Source organism: Nocardioides marinquilinus (assembly GCF_039543705.1).
GTDB lineage: Bacteria > Actinomycetota > Actinomycetes > Propionibacteriales > Nocardioidaceae > Nocardioides > Nocardioides marinquilinus.
This window is the reverse complement of record NZ_BAABKG010000004.1, coordinates 410823-431733: the sequence shown is the minus strand read 5'-3', so window position 1 is coordinate 431733 and position 20911 is coordinate 410823. Positions and strand designations below refer to the sequence as shown.

Sequence of the window (20911 nt, the reverse complement as noted above, 5' to 3'; positions counted from 1 at the left end):
ACAGGCTCAGGGTCCGCGGGGCCGGGTCGACGTCGGAGGGCCGGAGGTCCCCCGCACTCGACCACCGTGGCATGACGATGGTCGAGGTGCGAGGCCGGCCACGGCCGAGCCCCGAGACCTCGTGAGGGGCACGCCAACGTTCGCCTGCAGCGGCCCTTCGACAGGCTCAGGGTCCGTGGGGCCGGGTCGACGTCGGAGAGCCGGAGGTCCCTCGCACCTCGACCACCGCGGGATGACGGTGGTCGAGGTGCGAGGCCGGCCACGGCCGAGCCTCGAGACCTCGTGGGGAGCACGCCAACGTTCGCGTGCAGCGGCCCTTCGACAGGCTCAGGGTCCGCGGGGCCGGGTCGACGTCGGAGGGCCGGAGGTCCCCCGCACTCGACCACCGTGGCATGACGATGGTCGAGGTGCGAGGCCGGCCACGGCCGAGCCCCGAGACCTCGTGAGGGGCACGCGAACGTTCGCGTGGAGCGGCCCTTCGACAGGCTCAGGGTCCGTGCAGGCGCGTCGAACTCGGCGGGCCGGTAGCGGACCGTGACAACGGTGGTCGAGGTGCGAGGCCGGCCACGGCCGAGCCTCGAGACCTCGTGAGGAGCACGCGAACGTTCGCATGGAGCGGCCCTTCGACAGGCTCAGGGTCCGCGCACGTGGGTTGGCGTCGAAGCACCGTGGTCAACGACCGCGGATGATGCGGCGCACGCGCTCCCAGCGCTCCTTCACGGCGGCCTCGGCGCCGATCTCGGTGGGGCGGTAGTAGGTCGCGTCGGCGACGACGTCGGGGGCGTACTGCTGCTCGGCGATGCCGAAAGGGGCGTCGTGGCTGTAGACGTAGGGCGTCGGAGCGCCGGAGTTGTGGCCGAGCTGGCGGGCGCCGGCGTAGTGGCCGTCGCGCAGGTGGGCCGGCACGGTGCCGATCTTGCCGTCGCGCACGTCGGCGGTGGCCGCGGCGATCGCGGTGGTGACGGCGTTCGACTTCGGTGCCACCGCCAGCGCGATCACGGCGTGGGCGAGGTTGAGGCCGGCCTCCGGCATCCCGATCAGCTGCACGGCCTGCGCCGCGGCGACGGCGGTGGTGAGCGCGGTGGGGTCGGCCAGGCCGATGTCCTCGCTCGCGAGGATGACGAGCCGGCGAGCGATGAACCGCGGGTCCTCGCCGGCCTCGACCATGCGGGCCAGGTAGTGCAGGGCGGCGTCGGCGTCGGAGCCGCGGATCGACTTGATGAAGGCGCTGATGACGTCGTAGTGCTGGTCGCCCTGCCGGTCGTAGCGCACGGCGGCACGGTCGACGGCGGTCTCGGCGGCGGCCAGGTCGATGCGGGTGGTGCCCTGGGACGCCGCGGCGCCAGCGGCCGCCTCGAGATAGGTCAGCGACCGGCGGGCGTCACCCCCGGCCAACCGCACCAGGTGGTCGAGCGCGTCGTCGTCGGCCTCGTAGGCACCGGCGAGCCCGCGCTCGTCGTCCAGCGCCGCCACCATCACGCCCCGCACGTCGTCGTCGGTCAGCGACTCCAGCCGCAGCAGCAGGCTGCGCGAGAGCAGCGGCGAGATGACCGAGAAGAACGGGTTCTCGGTGGTCGCCGCGACCAGGGTGACCCACCGGTTCTCGACGCCGGGCAGCAGCGCGTCCTGCTGGGCCTTGCTGAACCGGTGCACCTCGTCGACGAACAGCACCGTCTCGGCGCCGCCGCCGCGCACCAGCTCGACGCGGGCGGCGTCGATGGCGGCCCGCACCTCCTTGACCCCGGCCGAGACGGCCGAGACCTCGACGAAGCGGCGCCCCGTCTGACGCGACAGGATCGAGGCGATCGTGGTCTTGCCGGTGCCCGGCGGGCCCCACAGCAGCAGCGACATCGACGCGTCGCCCTCGATCAGCTGTCGCAGCGGCGAGCCCGGGGCGCGCAGCTGCTCCTGGCCGGCCAGCTCGTCGAGCGTGCGCGGACGCATGCGGACGGCGAGCGGCGCGTTGGCGTGCACCGCCGCGCTCAGCGACCCGCCGCCGCCCTCCCCCGCCCGACCGGCGCGTCCTGCACCGGCCGGGTCGACGGCGAAGAGAGCGTCAGGCTCGTCCAAACGACCGCTTGTCCAGGTCGAACCAGGTGTCGTCGTACCCGGGCTTGGTCACGAGGTCCTTGCTCGGCGAGGCCCCGGGGTCGGGGCTGCCGGCGTTGTCGACGCCGAGCAGGCGCGCGGTGAGCGGCTCGGAGGGGTTCTTGCCCAGCTCGCCCGGGAAGTGGCAGGCGACCTTGTGGCGCTTGCCGATCTGCAGCAGCGGCGGCTCGTGCTTGGCGCAGATCTCCTGCGCGATCGGGCAGCGGGTGCGGAACCGGCAGCCGGACGGCGGGTTGATCGGGCTGGGCACGTCGCCCTCGAGCCGGATGCGCTCGCGGCGGCCACCGGTGGCGGCCTGCTTGATGTCGGGAACCGCCGAGAGCAGCGCCTGGGTGTAGGGGTGGTGCGCCCGGCCGTAGATGCTCTCGCGGTCGCCGATCTCGACGATCTTGCCGAGGTACATCACCGCGACCTCGGGGCAGAAGTGCCGCACCACGGCGAGGTCGTGGGCGATGAAGAGGAAGGCGACGTTGAACTCGTGCTGGATGTCCTGCAGGAGGTTGATCACCTGGGCCTGGATCGAGACGTCGAGCGCCGAGACCGGCTCGTCGGCCACCATCACCTTCGGCTGCAGCGCGAGCGCCCGGGCGATGCCGATGCGTTGGCGCTGACCGCCGGAGAACTCGTTGGGGTAGCGGTTGTAGTGCTCGGGGTTGAGCCCGACGACCTCGAGCAGCTCCTGCACCCGCGAGAGCACCTGCTTCTTCGGCACCATGTTGTGCACGAGGAGCGGGGTGCCGACGATCGTGCCGACGGTGTGACGGGGGTTCAGCGAGCTGTAGGGGTCCTGGAAGATCATCTGCACCTCGCGGCGCAGCGGCAGCATCTCCTTCTGGCTCAGCGTGGCCAGGTCCTTGCCCTGGAACATCATCGAGCCGCCGGTGGGCTCGTAGAGCCGGGTGATGAGCCGGCCGGTGGTCGACTTGCCGCAGCCCGACTCACCCACCAGGCCGAGCGAGCCGCCCTCGGGCACCTCGAACGAGACGCCGTCGACGGCCTGCACGTCGCCGACCTTGCGGCGGACCAGGCCACCGGACTTGACCGGGAAGTACATCTTCAGGTTCGAGACGGTCAGCACCGGCTCGGCGGTCGGGTCGAGGACGGCGGCCTTGTGGGTCTGGCCGACCAGCTCGGTGAACGACTCGGGCGCCTGGTCCTCGTGGTCGCGCTTGTCGAGCAGGGACGAGGACGCCGCGACGTCGCCGGCACCACCGTCGTCACGCGCGGCCGAGCCGCGGTGACCCTTGGTGTCGGCCGGGTTGTCGGTCGGCGCGCCGGCGTGACGCGGCTCGGACGCCGACAGCTCGGCGTCCTCGGAGCGGGAGTGGGTCATCGGGGCTCCTCCACGAGCTGGGGCGCGATCTCGGGCAGGACCTCCTGCTTGTACACCGCGTCGGGGTCGGCCAGGTGGCAGCGCTTGAGGTGACCCTCGCCGCGTCCACCCGGTCGCATGTCGGGCAGCTTGGTGGCGCACAGGTCACCGGCCACCTTGTCCTTGTGGGCGCACCGCGGCTCGAAGGCGCACCCCGGGGGCGGGTTGAGCAGGCTGGGCGGCGTGCCCGGGATCGGGATCATGCGGGCGTCGGTGTCGGAGTGCACGTCGGGCACGCTCGAGAGCAGGCCCCACGTGTAGGGCATCTCGGGGTGGCCGAGGATCTCGCGGCACGCGCCGTACTCGACCGCGCGGCCGGAGTACATCACCAGCACGTCGTCGGCCATCTCGGCGATGACGCCGAGGTCGTGGGTGATCATGATGATCGCGGAGTTGAACTCGCGCTGCAGGTCCTGCAGCAGGTCGAGGATCTGGGCCTGCACCGTCACGTCGAGGGCGGTGGTGGGCTCGTCGGCGATCAGCAGCGACGGGTCGTTGATCAGGCCCATCGCGATCATCACGCGCTGGCGCATGCCGCCGGAGAACTGGTGCGGGAAGTCGTCGACGCGGCTCTGCGGCTCGGGGATGCCGACCCGGTCGAGCATCTCGATGGCCCGGCGCCGGGCGTCGCGCTTGGACGCCGAGGGGTGGTGCACCTTGTAGGCCTCGGCCAGCTGCGCGCCGACACGGTAGAAGGGGTGGAGCGCCGCCAGCGCGTCCTGGAAGATCATCGCGACGGTGTTGCCGCGCATCGAGCGCATCTTCTCGTCGCGCAGCCCGACGACCTCCGTGCCGCCGACGGTGATCGAGCCGGTGATGCGGGCCGTGCGGGCGTCGTGCAGGCCGAGCACGGCCATGCTCGAGACCGACTTGCCCGAGCCCGACTCGCCCACGATGCCGAGGGTCTGGCCGAGGGCGACGGAGTAGCTGAGGTTGCTCACCGCCTGCACGAGGCCGTCGGCGGTGGGGAACTTGACCGTCAGGTCGTCGACGACGAGGTAGGGCTCGGTGTCGGCCGCGGCGCGGGCCGCGCCGCCGGGAGTCGAGTCGATCTGCGTCATCCGATCCTCACTCTCGGGTCGAGGAAGCCGTAGGCGATGTCGACCAACAGGTTGCTGACCACGATGAACAAGGCTCCCACCATGACGGTAGCGGTGATGATCGGGAGGTCCTGCGGGGCCTGGATCGCCCGGAGGCCCCAGAAGCCCATGCCGTCGATCTCGAAGATGAACTCGGTGAAGATCGTGCCGGCGAGCAGGGCGCCGAAGTCGAGTCCGAAGATGGTCACGATGGGCACGATGGCGGCTCTCAGGCCGTGCTTGAGCAGCACCTTGCGGCCGGTGAGGCCCTTGGCCTTGGCCGTGCGGATGTAGTCGTCACCGAGCGTCTCGACCATCTGGCCGCGGGTGTACCTCGCGTAGGCCGGCGCCGTGGCGATGCCGAGCACCAGCCAGGGCAGCAACAGGCCGCCGAAGGTCTTCAAGGGGTTGTCGGTGATCGGGAAGTACCCGGTGTCGGGGAAGGCGTTGGTCCTCACCGTGAGGAAGATCCACGCCATCAGGCAGACCAGGTAGTACGGGATCGAGGAGATGATCAGCGTGCCGCTGACCATGATGCGGTCGGCCGCGGTGCCACGTCTGGCTGCGGCCAGCAGGCCGATGAGGACGCCGATGGTCAGGTAGACGATCGAGCCGCCGATGGCGATCAGGATCGTCGGCACGAGTCTCTTGCCGAGCTCTTTGGTCACCTCCTGCTTGGTCGCGAAGGTGATGCCGAGGCAGGGGGCGTCGCACTCGTAGCTGGTGGAGCCGACGACGACGTCGCGGCCGGTGACGACCCCGCCCATGAACTCGCCGTAGGCCTTCAGGACGGGCTTGTCCAGGCCCATGTTCTCCTGGATCCGCTCCAGCTTCTCCTGGGTGCAGCGACCGCCCGCGCCCTCGCACACCGGGCGCGCCGGGTCGCTCGGCCCGAGGTAGAAGATCGCGAAGACCGCGAACGAGGCGAGCAGGATCACGATGAACGACGACAGGAGCCGTCGGACCACGAAGCCGAACATGGGTGTCCTTCCCGGAGTCGGGACCCTCGGGGCTCTGTCGAGCCGGGGTTCCCTGGGGAGAGTGTGGAGCGATCTAGCCGCGGCGTACAGACCTCGGCGGGGTCGGTGGACGCCGACCCCGCCGGGCTGCTCGTGCGGGTTGGTGCCCGCCGGCCGACGCGGGTGTGCCGCGTCGGCCGACGGTCGTGCTCAGTGCACTAACGCATCGAGGACGACGTCACTGGACGACGTGGATGTCCTTCCACGTCGGCATGCCGATCGTGTTGTCGATGCTGTGACCCTCGATCTTCGAGCCGTGAGCCTGCGCGACACCGCCGTAGCGGGTGACGAACAGCGGGAAGTAGGTCGTCATGACCTCCTCGTCGAGCGCACCCCAGGCGTCGGGCTGCTCCTCGATCGGGGACTCCAGGATCTCCTGGATCTTGTCGTCGACGGCCTGCTCGGAGAACACCGAGTAGTTCGAGCCGACACCCTCGGCCTTGAGGTTGGTGCTCTGCAGCAGCGGCGGGAACCAGGTGGCACCCGACGGCCAGTCGGCGATCCAGCCGGCCGGACGCACGTTGATGTCGGCGTCGGGGTCGGCGCGGACCGTGGAGACGTCGGCGACGGTGCTCGGGACGGGGCTGGCCTTGAAGCCGGCCTTCTCGAGCGAGGCCACGATGGTGTCCTTGGTCGCGACGGCCTGCTGGTCGTCCTTGGCGTAGGGCCACTTGATCTCGTAGCCGACGGCGCCGGCCTCCTCGAGCAGCGCACGCGCCTTGTCGGTGTCGGTGGTGCCGGTCTCGTAGCCCTCGATGGCCTCGAAGTCGACACGGCCCGGCGTGCCCGGGGGCAGCAGACCCTGACCCGGGATGGCCGTGACGCCCTTGATCAGACCGGCGGCGAGGTACGCGTCGTCGTAGGGGTAGGCGTAAGCCAGCGCCTGACGGACCTTGAGGTCGGTGATCTTGCGGTAGTCGGGCGCCCAGTACGAGGTCAGCGGGAAGCCGCCGATCTCGAGACGGCCGGAGTCGTTGAACGCCTTGAAGTTGTTCGCCAGGACGTCGTCGTAGGTCATCGTCGTCTGGGCGTCACCGTTGTCGGAGAGCAGCAGCTCGTCGATCTTCTCCGAGGCGGTCTGGAAGTTGAACTCGTAGCCGTCGGGGTACTGCGTGCGAGCGGCGTCGGAGTTCGGGTCCCACTGGTCGTTGCGGACCAGGGTGAGGGACTTCTCCGGGGTGTACTCGTCGAACTTGTACGGGCCGGAGGCGAGGGGCTTGAGCGCGTAGGCGGCCGGGTCGGAGGCCTTGGCCTCGGGGATCGGGCCCATCGCCGCGAACGACAGCCAGTACGGCAGGTCGGGGAACGGCGTGCGCATCTTGTAGGTGATGACGTTGCCCTTGACCGTCACGGCGCTGAAGCCGTCGAGGCCGTTGCCGGTGTAGGGGCCCTCGTAGGTGTCGCCACCGACGAAGTAGTCGTTCGAGAACGCCGGGCCCTCGGGGAACTGGGTGCGGTCCATCGAGCGGGCGGCGGAGTAGATGAAGTCCTCGGCCTTGATCGGCGAGCCGTCCTCGTACTTCAGGCCCTCCTGCAGCTCGAAGGTCCAGGTCTTGAAGTCCTCGCTGGGCGTGCCGAGGTCGGTCGCGAGGTCGGGCACGAGGATCATCGTGTCCTCCTCGGCGTCGTACTTGTACTGCGTCAGCGAACGCGTGACGAGACCGGTGAGGATCGAGGTGGTGTTCTGGTAGTACGCCTCGCTCGGGTCCATCGTGTTCAGGCCGGCGGCCGAGATGACCTTGACGGTGCCACCCTCGGTGGCGCCCTCGAGCTCGACGGGGCCCTTGGCGGTCGGGTCCTGACCGTTGCCGGTGTTACCGCCCTCGTTCGCCCTGTCGACCTTCTGGCTGGTCTCGTCGCTCGGCTCCGCGCTGCTCCCGCTGCCGCCGTCGCCGCCGTCGTCGTTGCCGTCGCCGTCGCCTCCGCCACACGCAGCCAGCGCGAACGCGCTGATCACGGTGACCGCGATGATCGGTTTCCTCAACCGCATCGTGTGCCCACCCTTCTCTTGTTCATTGTGTTCTCCCGAGGCCGGGGCTGGCTCATCGGCGAGTCTTGGGGTCGAAGGCGTCTCGGACCGAGTCGCCCAACAGGTTCAGCGCGATCACGAGGATCATGATCGTGATGACCGGGGTCCACAGGTACAGGCCGTACTCGCGGTAGTACTGACGCGCGACGTCGACCGTCTTGCCCAGCGAGGTGGCCTCGGACAGGCCGATGCCGAGGAACGACAGGCCGGCCTCGGCGGCCACGTAGCCGGGCAGCGCGAGCGAGATGGCCACCACGATGGGGGCCACCAGGTTCGGCAGCAGCTCCTTGAACAGGATCTGGCGCGTCGGGACGCCGATGACGCGGGCGGCCTGGATGAACTCGCGCTCGCGCAGCGAGAGCACCTGGCCGCGGATCAGTCGCGCCATGCCCATCCAGCCGAACAGCACCAGCACGCCGATCAGGGCGATGAACTCGGCGTTGCGCAGCGTGGTCTGCGTGTCGCCGAAGTTGGAGGTGATGATCGGGGCCAGCGCGAGGGCGCCCAGCACGAACGGGAAGGAGAGGAAGAAGTCGATGATGAACGACAGCAGGCCGTCGACGACGCCCTTGGCGTAGCCGGCGATCAGGCCGAGGGTGACGCCCACGGCCACCGCGATGATCGTGGCGAGCGTGGCGACGACCAGCGAGGTGCGCAGGCCGTAGAGCAGCACGGCGAGGTTGTCGTAGCCGGTCTTGGGCGCGAGGCCGAGCGGGTGGTCCCACGTGAAGCCGTGGTAGGGCGGGCCGACCAGCGGGTAGCCCGGGTTGCCGAACAGCACGTCCTGGTCGAGGACCTCCGACGGCGTCGGGGCGTCGGGGCTGTCCTGGTTGGGGAAGATGTTCAGCCAGTCGCAGATCCACGGCGCGAAGATCGCCAGGGCGATCAGGATCACGATGATCGCGCTGCAGAAGATGGCCAGCTTGTCGTGCGCCAGGCGGCTCAGCGCGATGCGCGTCGGCGACTTGCCGGTGACCGCCTTCTTCGCCTTGCCGTCAGCGGCCGCGACCGGCTCCGGCTCCTCGTGGAAGTCACCGAGGCTCTCGCCGCCACCCACACCAGACATGCTCACCCCGGAGGGGCCGAGACGGCCCCGCATCTAGCCCGGCCGGTGGCTGTGGAGCCCCGGCGCGCCTCAGCGCCGTGGGGGACTCTATGTGACCTGCACCGCGACGCCGAGTACGGACGGGTAACGATCTGGTCTCGACGTCGCGACCGGCACAACCACCCTTACGGCGAGGTTCCTGCGCCGTTTCCGTCGTGTGACGCGACGTCGTCCGGCGCGACCGCGTCGACACCGGCCTCCTTGCGCTGCTGCTCGGTGATGGGCGCGGGCGCGGCCGTCAGCGGGTCGTAGCCGCCGCCCGACTTCGGGAAGGCGATGACCTCGCGGATGGAGTCGGCGCCGGCGAGCAGGGCGACGATGCGGTCCCACCCGAAGGCGATGCCGCCGTGCGGCGGGGCGCCGTACTTGAAGGCGTCGAGCAGGAAGCCGAACTTCTCCTGCGCCTCGTCCTCCTCCAGGCCCATGATCGCGAAGACCCGGCGCTGGACGTCGTCGCGGTGGATACGGATCGACCCGCCGCCGATCTCGTTGCCGTTGCAGACGATGTCGTAGGCCCACGCCAGGGCGTTGCCGGGGTCGGCGTCGAAGCCGTCGACGTCCTGCGGCGAGGTGAAGGCGTGGTGCACGGCGGTCCACGCACCGCTGCCGACCGCGACGTCGCCGGCGGCCGTGGCGTCGTCGGCCGGCTCGAAGAGCGGGGCGTCGACGACCCAGAGGAAGCTCCACGCGCTCTCGTCGACCAGCCCGCCGCGGCGGGCGATCTCGAGACGGGCGGCGCCCAGCAGCGCCCGGCTGGGCTTGGGCAGGCCGGCGGCGAAGAAGACGCAGTCGCCCGGGTTCGCGCCGACCTGCGCGGCCAGACCGGCGCGCTCGGCCTCGGAGAGGTTCTTGGCCACCGGGCCGCCGAGCTCGCCGTCGTCCTGCACCAGCACGTAGGCCAGGCCGCGGGCGCCGCGCTGCTTGGCCCACTCCTGCCAGGCGTCGAGCTGCTTGCGGGGCTGGCTCGCGCCGCCCGGCATGACCACGGCGCCGACGTAGGGCGCCTGGAAGACCCGGAACGGGGTGTCGGCGAAGTAGTCGGTGCACTCGACCAGCTCGAGGGCGGGGTCGAGGCGCAGGTCGGGCTTGTCGGTGCCGTAGCGGGCCATCGCCTCGGCGTAGGTCATGCGGGGCAGGGGCGTGGGCACCTCGTGGCCGACCAGGGCCCACAGCGCGCTCAGCACCTCCTCGGCGACGGCGAGGACGTCGTCCTGGTCGACGAAGCTCATCTCGATGTCGAGCTGGGTGAACTCCGGCTGCCGGTCGGCGCGAAAGTCCTCGTCGCGGTAGCAGCGCGCGATCTGGTAGTAGCGCTCCATGCCGGCGACCATCAGCAGCTGCTTGAACAGCTGCGGGCTCTGCGGCAGCGCGTACCAGCTGCCCGGGCGCAGCCGCGCCGGCACCAGGAAGTCGCGGGCGCCCTCGGGCGTGCTGCGGGTCAGCGTGGGGGTCTCGATCTCGACGAAGCCGTGCCCGTCGAGGACGTCGCGTGCCGCCTTGTTGGCCCGGCTGCGCAGCCGCAGCGCCTCGCTGGGGCCGGAGCGGCGCAGGTCGAGGTAGCGGTGCTTGAGGCGTGCCTCCTCCCCCACCCCGCCGGCCTCGTGGCCGGTCTCGTCGATGGGGAACGGCAGCGGCGCGGCGGCGCTGAGCACCTCGAGCTCGCTGGTGATGACCTCGACCTCGCCGGTGGGCAGGGCGGCGTTGGCGTTGCCGTCGGGGCGCAGCGCGACCTCGCCGACGACCTTGACGCAGTACTCGCTGCGCAGGGCGCTGGCGACCTCCTCGTCGCGCACCACCACCTGGACGACGCCGCTGGCCTCGCGCAGGTCGAGGAAGGCGACGCCGCCGTGGTCGCGGCGGCGGGCCACCCACCCGGCGAGGGTGACGGTCTGGCCGACGTGCTCGGCGCGCAGGCTGCCGGCGTCGTGGGTGCGGATCACGGGGTGTCCTCCGGGGTGGGCTGGTCGGTGGGCTGGTCGGTGGGGGTCCAGGTGTCGGGGTCGGCGGCGACCTGGTCGCCGCTGCGGATGTCCTTGACCTCGTGCTGGTCGTTCGCGAACCACACGAACGGGATGTCGCGCCGCTCGGCGTAGCGGATCTGCTTGCCGAACTTCTGGGGGCTCGCCGCGACCTCGGCGGCGATGCCGCGGGCGCGCAGCCGCTGGGCGACCGCGTCGGCGGCGGGCCGGGAGTCGTCGTCGGCGAGGGCGACCAGCACGACGCTCGGCACCTTGCGGCCGGGGGCGAGGACGCCGTCGGCGAAGAGCGGGATCAGGGTGCGTGAGACGCCGAAGCTGACGCCGACGCCCGGGTACGTCGTCCGGCCGTCGCTGGCGAGGGCGTCGTAGCGGCCGCCGCCGCCGACCGACTTCAGCCGCTCGTAGCCGGCCATGAAGACCTCGAGCACGGTGCCGGTGTAGTAGTCGAGCCCGCGGGCGATGCGCAGGTTGGCCTCGAGGGTCACGTGCTCCCCCACCGCGCCCGCACAGCCGTCGACCACGGCGGCCAGCTCGGTCAGGCCCTCCTCGAGCAGCTCGTCGTCGACGCCGAGCGCACGCACCCGCTCGACGAACGAGGTGTCGGCGACACGGATGGTGGCGAGGTCGAGGCAGCGCTGCGCCTGCTCGTCGGTGGCGCCGGCCTCGCTGACCAGCAGGGCCGCGACGGCGTCCGCGGGCTGCTTGTCGAGCTTGTCGATCTGCCGGATCGCCGCGGTGACGTCGGGGATGCCGAGACCGCGGTAGAAGCCCTGGATGAGCTTGCGGTTGTTCACCTGGAACGACAGGTCGGGCAGCCCGACGGTGCGCACGAGGCCGTCGAGCGCCTCGACCATCACCCGCACCACCTCGACGTCGTGGTGGAAGCCGAGGGTGTCGCGGCCCACGATGTCGATGTCGGCCTGGGTGAACTGCCGGTAGCGGCCCTCCTGGGGCCGCTCGCCGCGCCAGGCCGGCTGGATCTGGTAGCGCCGGAACGGGAACTCCAGCTTGCCGGCGTGCTCGAGCACGTAGCGCGCGAACGGCACCGTCAGGTCGAAGTGCAGGGCGAGACCGGAGTCGGACGCCGACTCCTCGGCCTGCAGCCGCCGCAGGACGTAGATCTCCTTGTCGATCTCGCCGCCCTTCGACAGCCGCTCGAGCGGCTCGACGACGCGGGTCTCGATGTTGGCGAAGCCGTGCAGCTCGAAGGTGTGGGCCAGCGAGGCGATCACCGCGCGCTCGACGGCGCGGTGCTCGGGCAGCAGCTCGGGGAACCCGCTCAGCGGGGTGGGCTTGTCACTCATCAGTCACTCGTGTCGGCACTCGCGTGCGTCAGGGGGTGGGCAGGTCCTGCAGGAACGGGTTGGTGGCCCGCTCGCGGCCGATGCTGGTCTGCTCGCCGTGTCCGGGCAGCACCGCGACGTCGTCGCGCAGCGGCAGCACCTTGGCGGCCAGGGTGCGCAGCATCGTGGCGTGATCGCCGCCGGGCAGGTCGGTGCGGCCGATCGAGCCCGCGAAGAGCAGGTCGCCGGCGAACATGACCTCGCTGACGCCGTCGGCGTCGTAGGGCGAGCGGAAGGTGACCGAGCCCTCGGTGTGGCCGGGGGTGTGGTCGACGGTGACCTCGAGGCCGGCCAGCTCGAGCCGCATGCCGTCGTCCAGCTCGCGGACGTCGTCGGGCTCGGCGAAGGTGTGGTTGCCTCCGAGCAGCATCGCAGTGGTCTCGCGCGACATGCCCTGCATCGGGTCGCTGAGCAGGTGCCGGTCGCGCGGGTGGATCCACGCGGTGGCGTCGTAGGTGCCCGCGACCGGCGCGACGCACCACATGTGGTCGACGTGGCCGTGGGTGACGAGCACCGCGACCGGCTTGAGCCGGTGCTCGCGGACCACCTCGGCGACGCCGGGAGCGGCGTCCTTGCCGGGGTCGATCACGATGCACTCGGTGCCCGGACCGGTGGCCGCGACGTAGCAGTTGGTGCCCCACGGTCCCGCGGGGAATCCGGCGATGAGCACCGCGTCAGGGTAGCGAGCGGCGGGCGGCGCCGACCGCCCGGTGTGCTCCTGGTTGTGCGGAGGTGTCGTGGGTCTCGTTATCGTGGGCCGCGCCCCGCCGGGGCAGGTGCGCCGACGAAGAGGGAACGCAGTGACGAGCAGCGAGTGGGGCCGGGTCGACGACGACGGCACCGTCTACGTCAAGACGACCGAGAACGAGCAGGGTGAGCGGGCCGTGGGCTCCTACCCCGCCGGCACCGCCGAGGAGGCGTTGGCCTTCTTCACCGAGCGCTTCGACGCGCTCGAGTTCGAGGTGGGCCTGCTGGAGCAGCGGGTCAACGGCGCCAAGCTCACGCCCGAGGAGGCCACCTCCTCGGTGAAGAACCTGCGCACGCAGGTCTCCGAGGCCAACGCCGTCGGCGACCTCGCGAGCCTGGTGGGCCGCCTCGACGCGCTCGGGCCCGTGCTCGCCGTCCAGCGGGAGGCACGCAAGGCCGAGCGCGAGCAGAAGGTCGCCGAGACCAAGCAGGCCAAGGAGGAGCTCGTCGCCCAGGCCGAGGCCGTGGCCGCCGGCTCCGACTGGCGCGGCGGCTCGAACAAGCTGCGCGACCTGCTCGAGCAGTGGAAGGCGCTCCCCCGCCTCGACCGCGCCGCCGACGACGCGCTGTGGAAGCGCTTCTCGGCCGCCCGCACCTCCTTCACCAAGGCCCGCAAGGCGCACTTCGCCGAGCAGGACGAGAAGCGCGAGGGCGCCCGCGCCGTCAAGGAGCGCCTCGCCAAGGAGGCCGAGTCGCTCGCCGGCTCCACCGACTGGGGTCCCACCGCCGGCCGCTACCGCGACCTGATGCGCGACTGGAAGGCCGCCGGCCCCGCGCCCAAGGACGTCGACGACGCGCTCTGGAAGCGGTTCCGCGGCGCCCAGGACCAGTTCTTCGGCGCCCGTGACGCCGCCAACGCCGCCATCGACGCCGAGTACGCCGCCAACGCGGTGGTCAAGGACGAGCTGATCGTCGAGGCCGAGGCGCTGGCCGCCGCGCTCGCCGACGGCGCCGACGGCGCCGACATCGACACCACCAAGCGCTCCTTCCGCGACCTCGCCGACAAGTGGGAGGCCGCCGGCAAGGTGCCGCGCGACCGCGTCAAGGAGCTCGAGGGCCGCATGCGCGCGGTCGAGAAGGCCATCCGCGGCGCCGAGGACGAGCAGTGGCGCCGCTCCGACCCCGAGAAGTCGGCCCGCGCCGACGACATGGTCACCAAGCTTGAGACCGCCATCGCCAAGGTCGAGGCCGACCTCGAGAAGGCCCGCGCCGCCGGCAACGACAAGAAGGTGCGCGAGCTCGAGGACAACCTCGCCTCCCGCCAGTCCTTCCTCGCCATGGCCAAGCAGGCCTCCGCCGAGTTCTCCTCCTGATCGGTCACTGCGGGGCGGCGGGTGCCGCCGCCTCGCGTCATCCTCGAGGGCTGCCGCGATCTGGGCCTGCGAGGCGTCCGGCACCTGCTCCTTCCCCTCCGCTCCGTGCGCCCTGTGGTGGGCTCGGGTCGGGGCGCCTGCGGGTGGTCGTTGTCGTGTGGTCGCGGGGCGTCATACGTCCTGGCGGCTCGCGCTACCGGCTCGTATGACGCCCACTCCGACCGGCCGGCGCGTCATACGTCCTGGCGGCTCTGGCAACCACCTCGTATGACGCCCCGCTTCACCGGAAGCGCCGGGACCGCTCGCCGGCGCCTTGAGCCGCGCCGGAGCGACCCAGGAGCGCGCGACTACGACGTGACGCGGTAGGCGTCGAAGACGCCGGGGACGCCGCGGACGGCCTTGAGGACGGTGTCGAGGTGCTTGGCCTCGGCCATCTCGAAGGTGAAGCGGCTCTTGGCGACGCGGTCGCGCGACGTCGTCAGGTTGGCCGAGAGGATGTTCACGTGGGCGTCGGAGAGCACCATCGTGATGTCGGAGAGCAGCCGCGCACGGTCGAGCGCCTCGACCTGGATGTTGACCAGGAAGGTCGACTGGCCCGTGGGGGCCCACTCGACGTCGAGCACCTTCTCGGGCTGACGCTGCAGGTCGGTGGCGTTGGTGCAGTCGCGCCGGTGCACCGAGACGCCGCCGCCCTTGGTGACGAAGCCGAGGATGGCGTCGGGCGGCACGGGCGTGCAGCACTTGGCCAGCTTCACCCACACGTCGGGCGAGCCCTTGACGATGACGCCGGCGTCGGAGCCGCCGCCGACGCGCGAGCGGCCGCGTGAGCGGCGTCCGGTGATGGTGACCGCCTCGGCGAGGTCCTCCTGCACGCCCTCGTCGCCGCCGTGCAGCTCGATGACGCGGCGCACCACCGACTGCGCGCCGAGGTTGCCCTCCCCCACCGCCGCGTAGAGGGCGGTGACATCGGCGAGCTTGAAGTGCTCGGCGACGAGCGTCAGCGACTCGTGGGTGAGCAGCCGCTTGATCGGCAGCCCCTCCTTGCGCATCAGCTTGGCGATCTGGTCCTTGCCGCGCTCGATGGCCTCCTCGCGCCGCTCCTTGGTGAACCAGTGGCGGATCTTCGAGCGGGCCCGCGGCGAGCGCACGAAGCCGAGCCAGTCGCGCGAGGGCGCGGCGGTGGCCGACTTGGAGGTGAAGATCTCGACGACGTCGCCGTTCTCGAGCGTCGACTCCAGCGGCACCAGCCGGCCGTTGACCCGCGCGCCGATCGTGCGGTGGCCGACCTCGGTGTGCACCGCGTAGGCGAAGTCGACCGGCGTCGAGCCCGACGGCAGTGCGATGACGTCGCCACGTGGGGTGAAGACGTAGGTCTCGGTGCGGTTGATCTCGAAGCGCAGCGACTCCAGGAACTCGCCCGGGTCCTCGACCTCGCTCTGCCAGTCGAGCAGCTGGCGCACCCAGTTCATGTCGTCGAGGTCGCCGAGCCGCTCGGTGTCGACGCCGGCGCGGCCGTCCTCCTTGTACTTCCAGTGCGCGGCCACACCGTACTCGGCGCGACGGTGCATCGCGAAGGTGCGGATCTGCATCTCGACCGGCTTGCCCTGCGGGCCCATCACCGTCGTGTGCAGCGACTGGTACATGTTGAACTTCGGCATCGCGACGTAGTCCTTGAACCGGCCCAGCACCGGGTTCCAGCGCGAGTGCAGCACGCCGAGCACCGAGTAGCAGTCGCGGTCGGCCTCGACGAGGATGCGGATGCCGACGAGGTCGTTGATGTCGGAGAACTCGCGGCCGCCGACGATCATCTTCTGGTAGATCGAGTAGTAGTGCTTGGGCCGGCCGGTGACGGTGGCCTTGATCTTGCTGTCGCGCAGGTCCTTCTCCACCTGGCTGATCACCTCGGCCAGGAACGAGTCGCGCGAGGGCGCCCGTTCGGCCACGAGCCGCACGATCTCGTCGTAGATCTTGGGGTGCAGGGTCGCGAACGCGAGGTCCTCCAGCTCCCACTTGATGGTGTTCATGCCCAGCCGGTGGGCCAACGGGGCGTAGATGTCGAGGGTCTCGCGGGCCGTGCGCTCCTGGCTGCGCAGCGGCACGTAGCGCAGCGTGCGCATGTTGTGCAGCCGGTCGGCGAGCTTGATGACGAGCACGCGGATGTCGCGCGACATCGCCACGATCATCTTGCGGATCGTCTCGGCCTGCGCCGAGTCGCCGTACTGCACCTTGTCGAGCTTGGTGACGCCGTCGACCATCTGGGCGACCTCGTCGCCGAAGTCGGCACGGCACTGCTCGAGCGTGTAGGGGGTGTCCTCGACGGTGTCGTGCAGCAGCGCGGCGACCAGCGTCGGCTCGGTCATGCCGATGCCGGCGAGGATCGTGGTGACCGCCAGCGGGTGGGTGATGTAGGGGTCACCGCTCTTGCGGGTCTGGGTGCCGTGCAGCCGCTCGGCCGTCGTGTAGGCCCGCTCGAGCAGCGCCAGGTCGGCCTTGGGGTGGTTGGCGCGGACGGCGCGGAACAGCGGCTCGAGCACCGGGTTGGTGGCGGTGGTGCCGCGGGTGCCGATGCGGGCGAGCTTGGCGCGCATGCCGCGGCCGGGGGTGCCGCTGGACGGCGCCGGGCTCGCGGCCGGGGGCTCGGCCGGGGCGGCCGTGTCATGACGCGAGGCGCGCGGCGCCGGGGCCGGGGCCGTGCGCTCCTCCGTCATGCACCGAGTCTAGGGCGGGATCGCCGCGGCACGGTCGGCGAGGCGCGTTCGGGCCGGCTCAGGGCCCTTCGACAGGCTCAGGGTCCGTGGTCGGGTCGGCGTCCCGGTCCGGAGGTCTCGAGGCTCGTCGCCAGGGCTCCTCGCACCTCGACCATCGTCAGGTGCATACGGTGGTCGAGGTGCGAGGCCGGCCACGGCCGAGCCTCGAGACCCCGCGAGGACGCCGCGAACGCTGGCATGGATGGCCGGCGGTCTCGAGGCTCGTGGTCGGGGCTCCTCGCACCTCGACCGTCGTCAGCAGCAGTCCTCCACCCCGTTCGACGGGAGTCAGGCGCGACTGCGGGGGCGTCAGAGGGTCAGGAGGGCGGTGAGGGGGAGGTCGCCGAGCCGGGCGCGGCCGTGGAGGAACGACAGCTCCATCAGCACCGCGACGCCGACGGCCTCGGCCCCGCACGCGGTGACGAGCTCGCGGGTGGCCTCGACCGTGCCGCCGGTGGCGAGGACGTCGTCCACCAGCAGCACCCGCGCGCCGGGGGCCAGCGCGTCGCGGTGGATCTGCAGGGTCGCCTCGCCGTACTCCAGCGCGTAGCTGCGGCTGTGCGTCTCGCGCGGCAGCTTGCCGGCCTTGCGCACCGGCACGAAGCCGACGCCCAGCTCGAGCGCGACCGGGGTGCCGAACAGGAAGCCACGGGCCTCCATGCCGACGACGGCGTCGACCACGACCTCGCCGTCGCGGCGGCCGGCGTCAGCCAGCGCCGCGACGACCGCCCGCAGGCCCGCGGGGTCGGCGAGCAGCGGGGTGACGTCCTTGAAGACCACCCCCGGCTCGGGGTAGTCGGGGACGTCGACGACCAGGCGCGCCAGCGCCTCGGCCCCACTCGTCACGGTGGCCCGGCTACTTGCGCTTGGACTTCGGCTGCCGCGTCGGCTGCACCCGTCCGGAGCTGTTGCTCTGCCGGACCGGGCCGCGCGCCGGCGGCGGCGTGCGGCCGAGGCCGGGCTCGGTGGGCGAGGACGCCGTGCGCGACTTCGACAGGCTCGGCGCGGCGCGCTCGAGGTCGTCGTCCTCGTCGGTCAGCTCGTCGGGGTCGTCGTCGGACTCGCTCACCGGCAGGTCGTCGGTGAAGACCGGGACGGCGGCGTAGCGGTCGGCCAGGGCACGCTGACGCGCCTTGGCCCGGCGCTCGGCGAGCTTGACCTCGCTCTCGTTCGACTTCAGGTGCACCAGCACGCGCGGCGCCAGCACCACCGAGGAGTAGACGCCGACGGCCATGCCGACGAACTGCGAGAGCGCGAGGTCCTGCAGCGAGCTCGCACCGAGCTGCGCCGCGCTGACCCACAGGATCGCGCCGATGGGGATCAGCGCCACGATGCCGGTGTTGATCGAGCGCACCAGCGTCTGGTTGACGGCGAGGTTGGCCGCCTCGGCGTAGGTCTGGCGGTTGCGCCGCATGTCGCGGGTGTTCTCGCGCACCTTGTCGAAGACGACCACGGTGTCGTAGAGCGAGAAGCCGAGGATCGCGAGCAGACCGGTGACCGCGGACGGCGTCACCTGGAAGCCCGAGAGCGCGTAGACGCCCATCGTGATGACGACGTCGTGGATGAGCGCCACGAGCGCCGCGATCGACATCTTCCACTCGCGGAAGTAGAAGCCGATGAAGATCAGCACCAGGACGAGGAAGACGATGACGCCGATGATCGCCCGCTGGGCGATCTCGGCACCCCAGGAGGCGCCGATCTCGCTCGGGTTGAGGTCGTCGGCGGGCACGTCGACCACGGATTGGATGGCCGCGATCACCTCGTCGCTCTCGGCGGGCGTGAGCTCCTGCACCTGCACCAGGATGAAGTCGCCCGCCGTGGTGGCGCTGGGTGCCTCGGCGCCCTCGACGTCGCTGGCCGCGACCGCGTCGCGCAGCTCCTCGGCCACCTCCTGCGAGGCGTTGGTCACCGGCACGCGGTACTCCGTGCCGCCGGTGAACTCGATGCCGAAGTCGAGGCCCCGGAAGATCAGGGCCGCGAACGCCAGCAGCACGACGCTGCCGGTGATGGCGTACCAGAGAGGCCGGCGGTGGACGAAGTCGAGCGACTTCTCGCCGGTGTAGAGCGCGTTTCCGAGCCGTGACGCCTTGCCCATCAGGCCTTCCTCCGCTCCGCCGGAGCGGCGACGGTCGTGCCGCCGCCTCTCGGTCGGTCGATTCCCAGGGTCTCGGGGCTGAGGCCGGAGAGGCGCCCGCCGCCGTTGAAGAAGTGGAACCTCGCCAGCCAGGACACCATCGGCTTGGTGAACCAGAACAGGATCGCGAGGTCGACGATCGTGGTGAGGCCGAGGGCGAAGCCGAAGCCCTTCACCGCACCGGTCGCGAAGATGTAGAGCACCGCGGCCGAGAGCAGCGAGACCACCTGCGCGGCGAGGCGGGTGACCTTCGCGCGCTTCCAGCCCTGCTCGACCGCGACCCGCATCGAGCGTCCTTCGCGCATCTCGTCTCGGATGCGCTCGAAGAAGATGATGAAGGAGTCGGCGGTGACACCGACGGCGATGATGAAGCCGGCGATGCCGGGCAGCGTGAGCACGAAGCCCGCGGTCTCGCTCAGCAGCAGCACCAGCGCGTAGTTGACCGCACCGGCCGCCAGCAGCGAGGCCACGACGACGCCGCCGAGGCCGCGGTAGTAGAGCAGGCAGTAGATCAGCACCAGGCCGAGACCGAAGGCGCCGGCCAGCAGGCCCGCGCTCAGCTGGTCACCGGCGAGCGACGGGCCGATGGTCTGCACCGAGGGCTGGTCGAAGCTGATCGGCAGCGAGCCGTACTTGAGGCTGGTCGAGAGGCTGCGGGCCTCGGACTCGGTGAAGTTGCCGGAGATCTGCGCCGAGCCGTCGGGGATGACGGAGCTGAAGTAGGGCGCGGAGAGCACCTCGCCGTCGAGGACGATGGCGAAGTTGTCGCCGTTCTCGCCCTTGACCAGCTTGGAGGAGGCGTCGGCGAAGACGTCCTGGCCCTCACCGCCGATGTCGAGGGTGACCGCGTAGTTGACCTCGTTCTGCGGGATGCCGTAGCTGGCGCCCTCGAGGTCGGTGCCGGCGATGACCGACGGCGAGAGCAGGTACTTCACGGCCGGGGCCGGGTTGTCGCCGCTGTCCTCCTGGGCCGAGCACGAGACCAGCGGAGCGGTCGGGTCGTCGACCGGCTGCGGCGGCAGTGCCTCGAACTCCTCGGGCGAGATGCCCGGCGGCGCGGTCTCGACCTTGGTGATCCCACCGTCGGGGCTGCACTGGTAGGAGGAGAAGGCGTTGTAGTCGGCGAGCGAGTAGCCGCCGTTCATGAAGGCGATCGCGTCGTCGAGCGGCACCACGGCGGTCTCGTCGAACGACTCGGGCAGGTCGCTGTCGGCCGTCGGGCTCTCGGTGGGCGTGCCCGGCTCGGTCGACGCGCCGTCGCTCGGGACGTCGGTGGCCCCGTCCGTGGCGCCGTCGGTCGCCCCGTCGGTGGTGGCGCCGTCGGTGGGCTCGTCGGTGGCCGCGGCCTGGGCCGGCTGGTCGGCGGACCCGAAGCCCGGGGCGACGCGGTTGGCGGTGCCCGACTGCTCCTCGGCCGGCGCGCTCTGGTCGGCACTGGGGGCGTCGGCACTGGGGGCGTCGGCACTGGGCGCGTCGGCGCTGGGCGCGTCGGTGGACTGCGGGTCGGGCTCGGCCGTCTGCGGGATGCCGCTCGGCGGGACGCCCTGGTCGGGGGCCGGCGGCTGGCACGGACGGAAGTCGGAGCAGGCCACGAGCCGGAACCGCAGCTGGGCCTGGCGCTGCACGGTCTCGACGAGGTCGCGGCGCTGGCTGCCGGGGATCTCGACGACGATGATGTTGCCGCCCTGCGTGACCACCTCGGCCTCGGCGACGCCCGAGCCGTTGACGCGCTGGTCGATGATGCCGCGGGCCTCGTCGAGGTTGTCGCCGCTCGGGTCGCCCTTGGCCACCAGCGTGATGCGGGTGCCGCCCTGCAGGTCGAGGCCCAGCTCGGGCTTCCAGGACCCCGCGAGGGCCACGAGGCCGTAGAGCAGCGCGGTGCCGAGCAGGAAGACGATCAGCGTGCGGCCCGGCGCCTGCTTGCGCTTCGCCATC

At 71.3% G+C, this 20911-nt stretch carries 14 protein-coding genes; 1 reads left to right on the top strand and 13 read right to left on the bottom strand.

All coding sequences use genetic code 11. The annotated features are described in order from the left end of the window. Positions 1-672 precede the first annotated feature (672 nt). The 9 genes from ABEA04_RS17405 to ABEA04_RS17365 all read right to left on the bottom strand — a co-directional run bounded on the left by ABEA04_RS17405 (position 673) and on the right by ABEA04_RS17365 (position 12705). Entirely contained in the window at positions 673-2070 is a 1398-nt protein-coding gene (locus ABEA04_RS17405) for a replication-associated recombination protein A (protein WP_425577046.1), read from the bottom strand. After that, positions 2057-3238: an ABC transporter ATP-binding protein gene (locus ABEA04_RS17400; RefSeq protein ID WP_345461804.1), complete on the bottom strand. Its 1182-nt coding sequence runs from the start codon at positions 3236-3238 to the stop codon at positions 2057-2059. Before ABEA04_RS17400 ends, ABEA04_RS17405 begins: the two co-directional genes overlap by 14 nt. Positions 3239-3438: 200 nt before the next feature. Then, complete coding sequence (locus tag ABEA04_RS17395; protein ID WP_345461493.1) at positions 3439-4542, bottom strand: ABC transporter ATP-binding protein; 1104 nt, start codon at positions 4540-4542, stop codon at positions 3439-3441. Then, entirely contained in the window at positions 4539-5528 is a 990-nt protein-coding gene (locus tag ABEA04_RS17390) for an ABC transporter permease (protein ID WP_345461490.1), read from the bottom strand. Before ABEA04_RS17390 ends, ABEA04_RS17395 begins: the two co-directional genes overlap by 4 nt. 229 nt (positions 5529-5757) lie before the next feature. Continuing rightward, on the bottom strand, positions 5758-7569 hold the full coding sequence (locus tag ABEA04_RS17385; protein WP_345461488.1) for an ABC transporter substrate-binding protein: 1812 nt from the start codon (positions 7567-7569) through the stop codon (positions 5758-5760). A gap of 52 nt (positions 7570-7621) precedes the next feature. Further along, a complete protein-coding gene (locus tag ABEA04_RS17380) occupies positions 7622-8665 on the bottom strand; it encodes an ABC transporter permease (RefSeq protein WP_345461485.1) in 1044 nt (347 codons plus the stop codon). 173 nt (positions 8666-8838) lie between these two features. Further along, a complete protein-coding gene (aspS, locus tag ABEA04_RS17375) occupies positions 8839-10653 on the bottom strand; it encodes an aspartate--tRNA ligase (protein ID WP_345461482.1) in 1815 nt (604 codons plus the stop codon). Beyond that, positions 10650-11996 (bottom strand): histidine--tRNA ligase, encoded by a 1347-nt coding sequence (gene hisS, locus ABEA04_RS17370; protein ID WP_345461479.1) that lies wholly within the window; start codon positions 11994-11996, stop codon positions 10650-10652. The genes aspS and hisS overlap by 4 nt, the downstream gene beginning before the upstream one ends. A gap of 28 nt (positions 11997-12024) precedes the next feature. Then, positions 12025-12705 carry an MBL fold metallo-hydrolase gene (locus tag ABEA04_RS17365; protein WP_345461476.1) on the bottom strand — a complete coding sequence of 227 codons (681 nt, stop codon included), beginning with the start codon at positions 12703-12705 and terminating at the stop codon, positions 12025-12027. Positions 12706-12835: 130 nt separating this feature from the next. Here ABEA04_RS17365 and ABEA04_RS17360 point away from each other — a divergent pair, with 130 nt between their 5' ends. Next, on the top strand, positions 12836-14095 hold the full coding sequence (locus ABEA04_RS17360; RefSeq protein WP_345461473.1) for a DUF349 domain-containing protein: 1260 nt from the start codon (positions 12836-12838) through the stop codon (positions 14093-14095). Between the two features lie 347 nt (positions 14096-14442). Here ABEA04_RS17360 and ABEA04_RS17355 read toward each other — a convergent pair whose 3' ends face one another. The 4 genes from ABEA04_RS17355 to secD form a co-directional block, all read right to left on the bottom strand. Further along, positions 14443-16683 carry a RelA/SpoT family protein gene (locus ABEA04_RS17355; protein WP_345461801.1) on the bottom strand — a complete coding sequence of 747 codons (2241 nt, stop codon included), beginning with the start codon at positions 16681-16683 and terminating at the stop codon, positions 14443-14445. A 468-nt stretch (positions 16684-17151) separates the two neighbouring features. After that, positions 17152-17688: an adenine phosphoribosyltransferase gene (locus ABEA04_RS17350; protein WP_345461470.1), complete on the bottom strand. Its 537-nt coding sequence runs from the start codon at positions 17686-17688 to the stop codon at positions 17152-17154. A gap of 10 nt (positions 17689-17698) precedes the next feature. After that, on the bottom strand, positions 17699-18937 hold the full coding sequence (gene secF, locus ABEA04_RS17345; RefSeq protein ID WP_345461467.1) for a protein translocase subunit SecF: 1239 nt from the start codon (positions 18935-18937) through the stop codon (positions 17699-17701). Further along, entirely contained in the window at positions 18937-20910 is a 1974-nt protein-coding gene (gene secD / locus ABEA04_RS17340; RefSeq protein ID WP_345461464.1) for a protein translocase subunit SecD, read from the bottom strand. Before secD ends, secF begins: the two co-directional genes overlap by 1 nt. Position 20911 lies beyond the last annotated feature (1 nt).

Coding starts and splice junctions, on each gene's coding strand:
- ABEA04_RS17395 (WP_345461493.1), bottom strand. CDS start 4,542: ATGACGCAGATCGACTCGACTCCCGGCGGCGCGGCCCGCGCCGCGGCC.
- ABEA04_RS17385 (WP_345461488.1), bottom strand. CDS start 7,569: ATGCGGTTGAGGAAACCGATCATCGCGGTCACCGTGATCAGCGCGTTC.
- hisS (WP_345461479.1), bottom strand. CDS start 11,996: ATGAGTGACAAGCCCACCCCGCTGAGCGGGTTCCCCGAGCTGCTGCCC.
- ABEA04_RS17355 (WP_345461801.1), bottom strand. CDS start 16,683: ATGCGCGCCAAGCTCGCCCGCATCGGCACCCGCGGCACCACCGCCACC.
- secF (WP_345461467.1), bottom strand. CDS start 18,937: ATGGGCAAGGCGTCACGGCTCGGAAACGCGCTCTACACCGGCGAGAAG.
- secD (WP_345461464.1), bottom strand. CDS start 20,910: ATGGCGAAGCGCAAGCAGGCGCCGGGCCGCACGCTGATCGTCTTCCTG.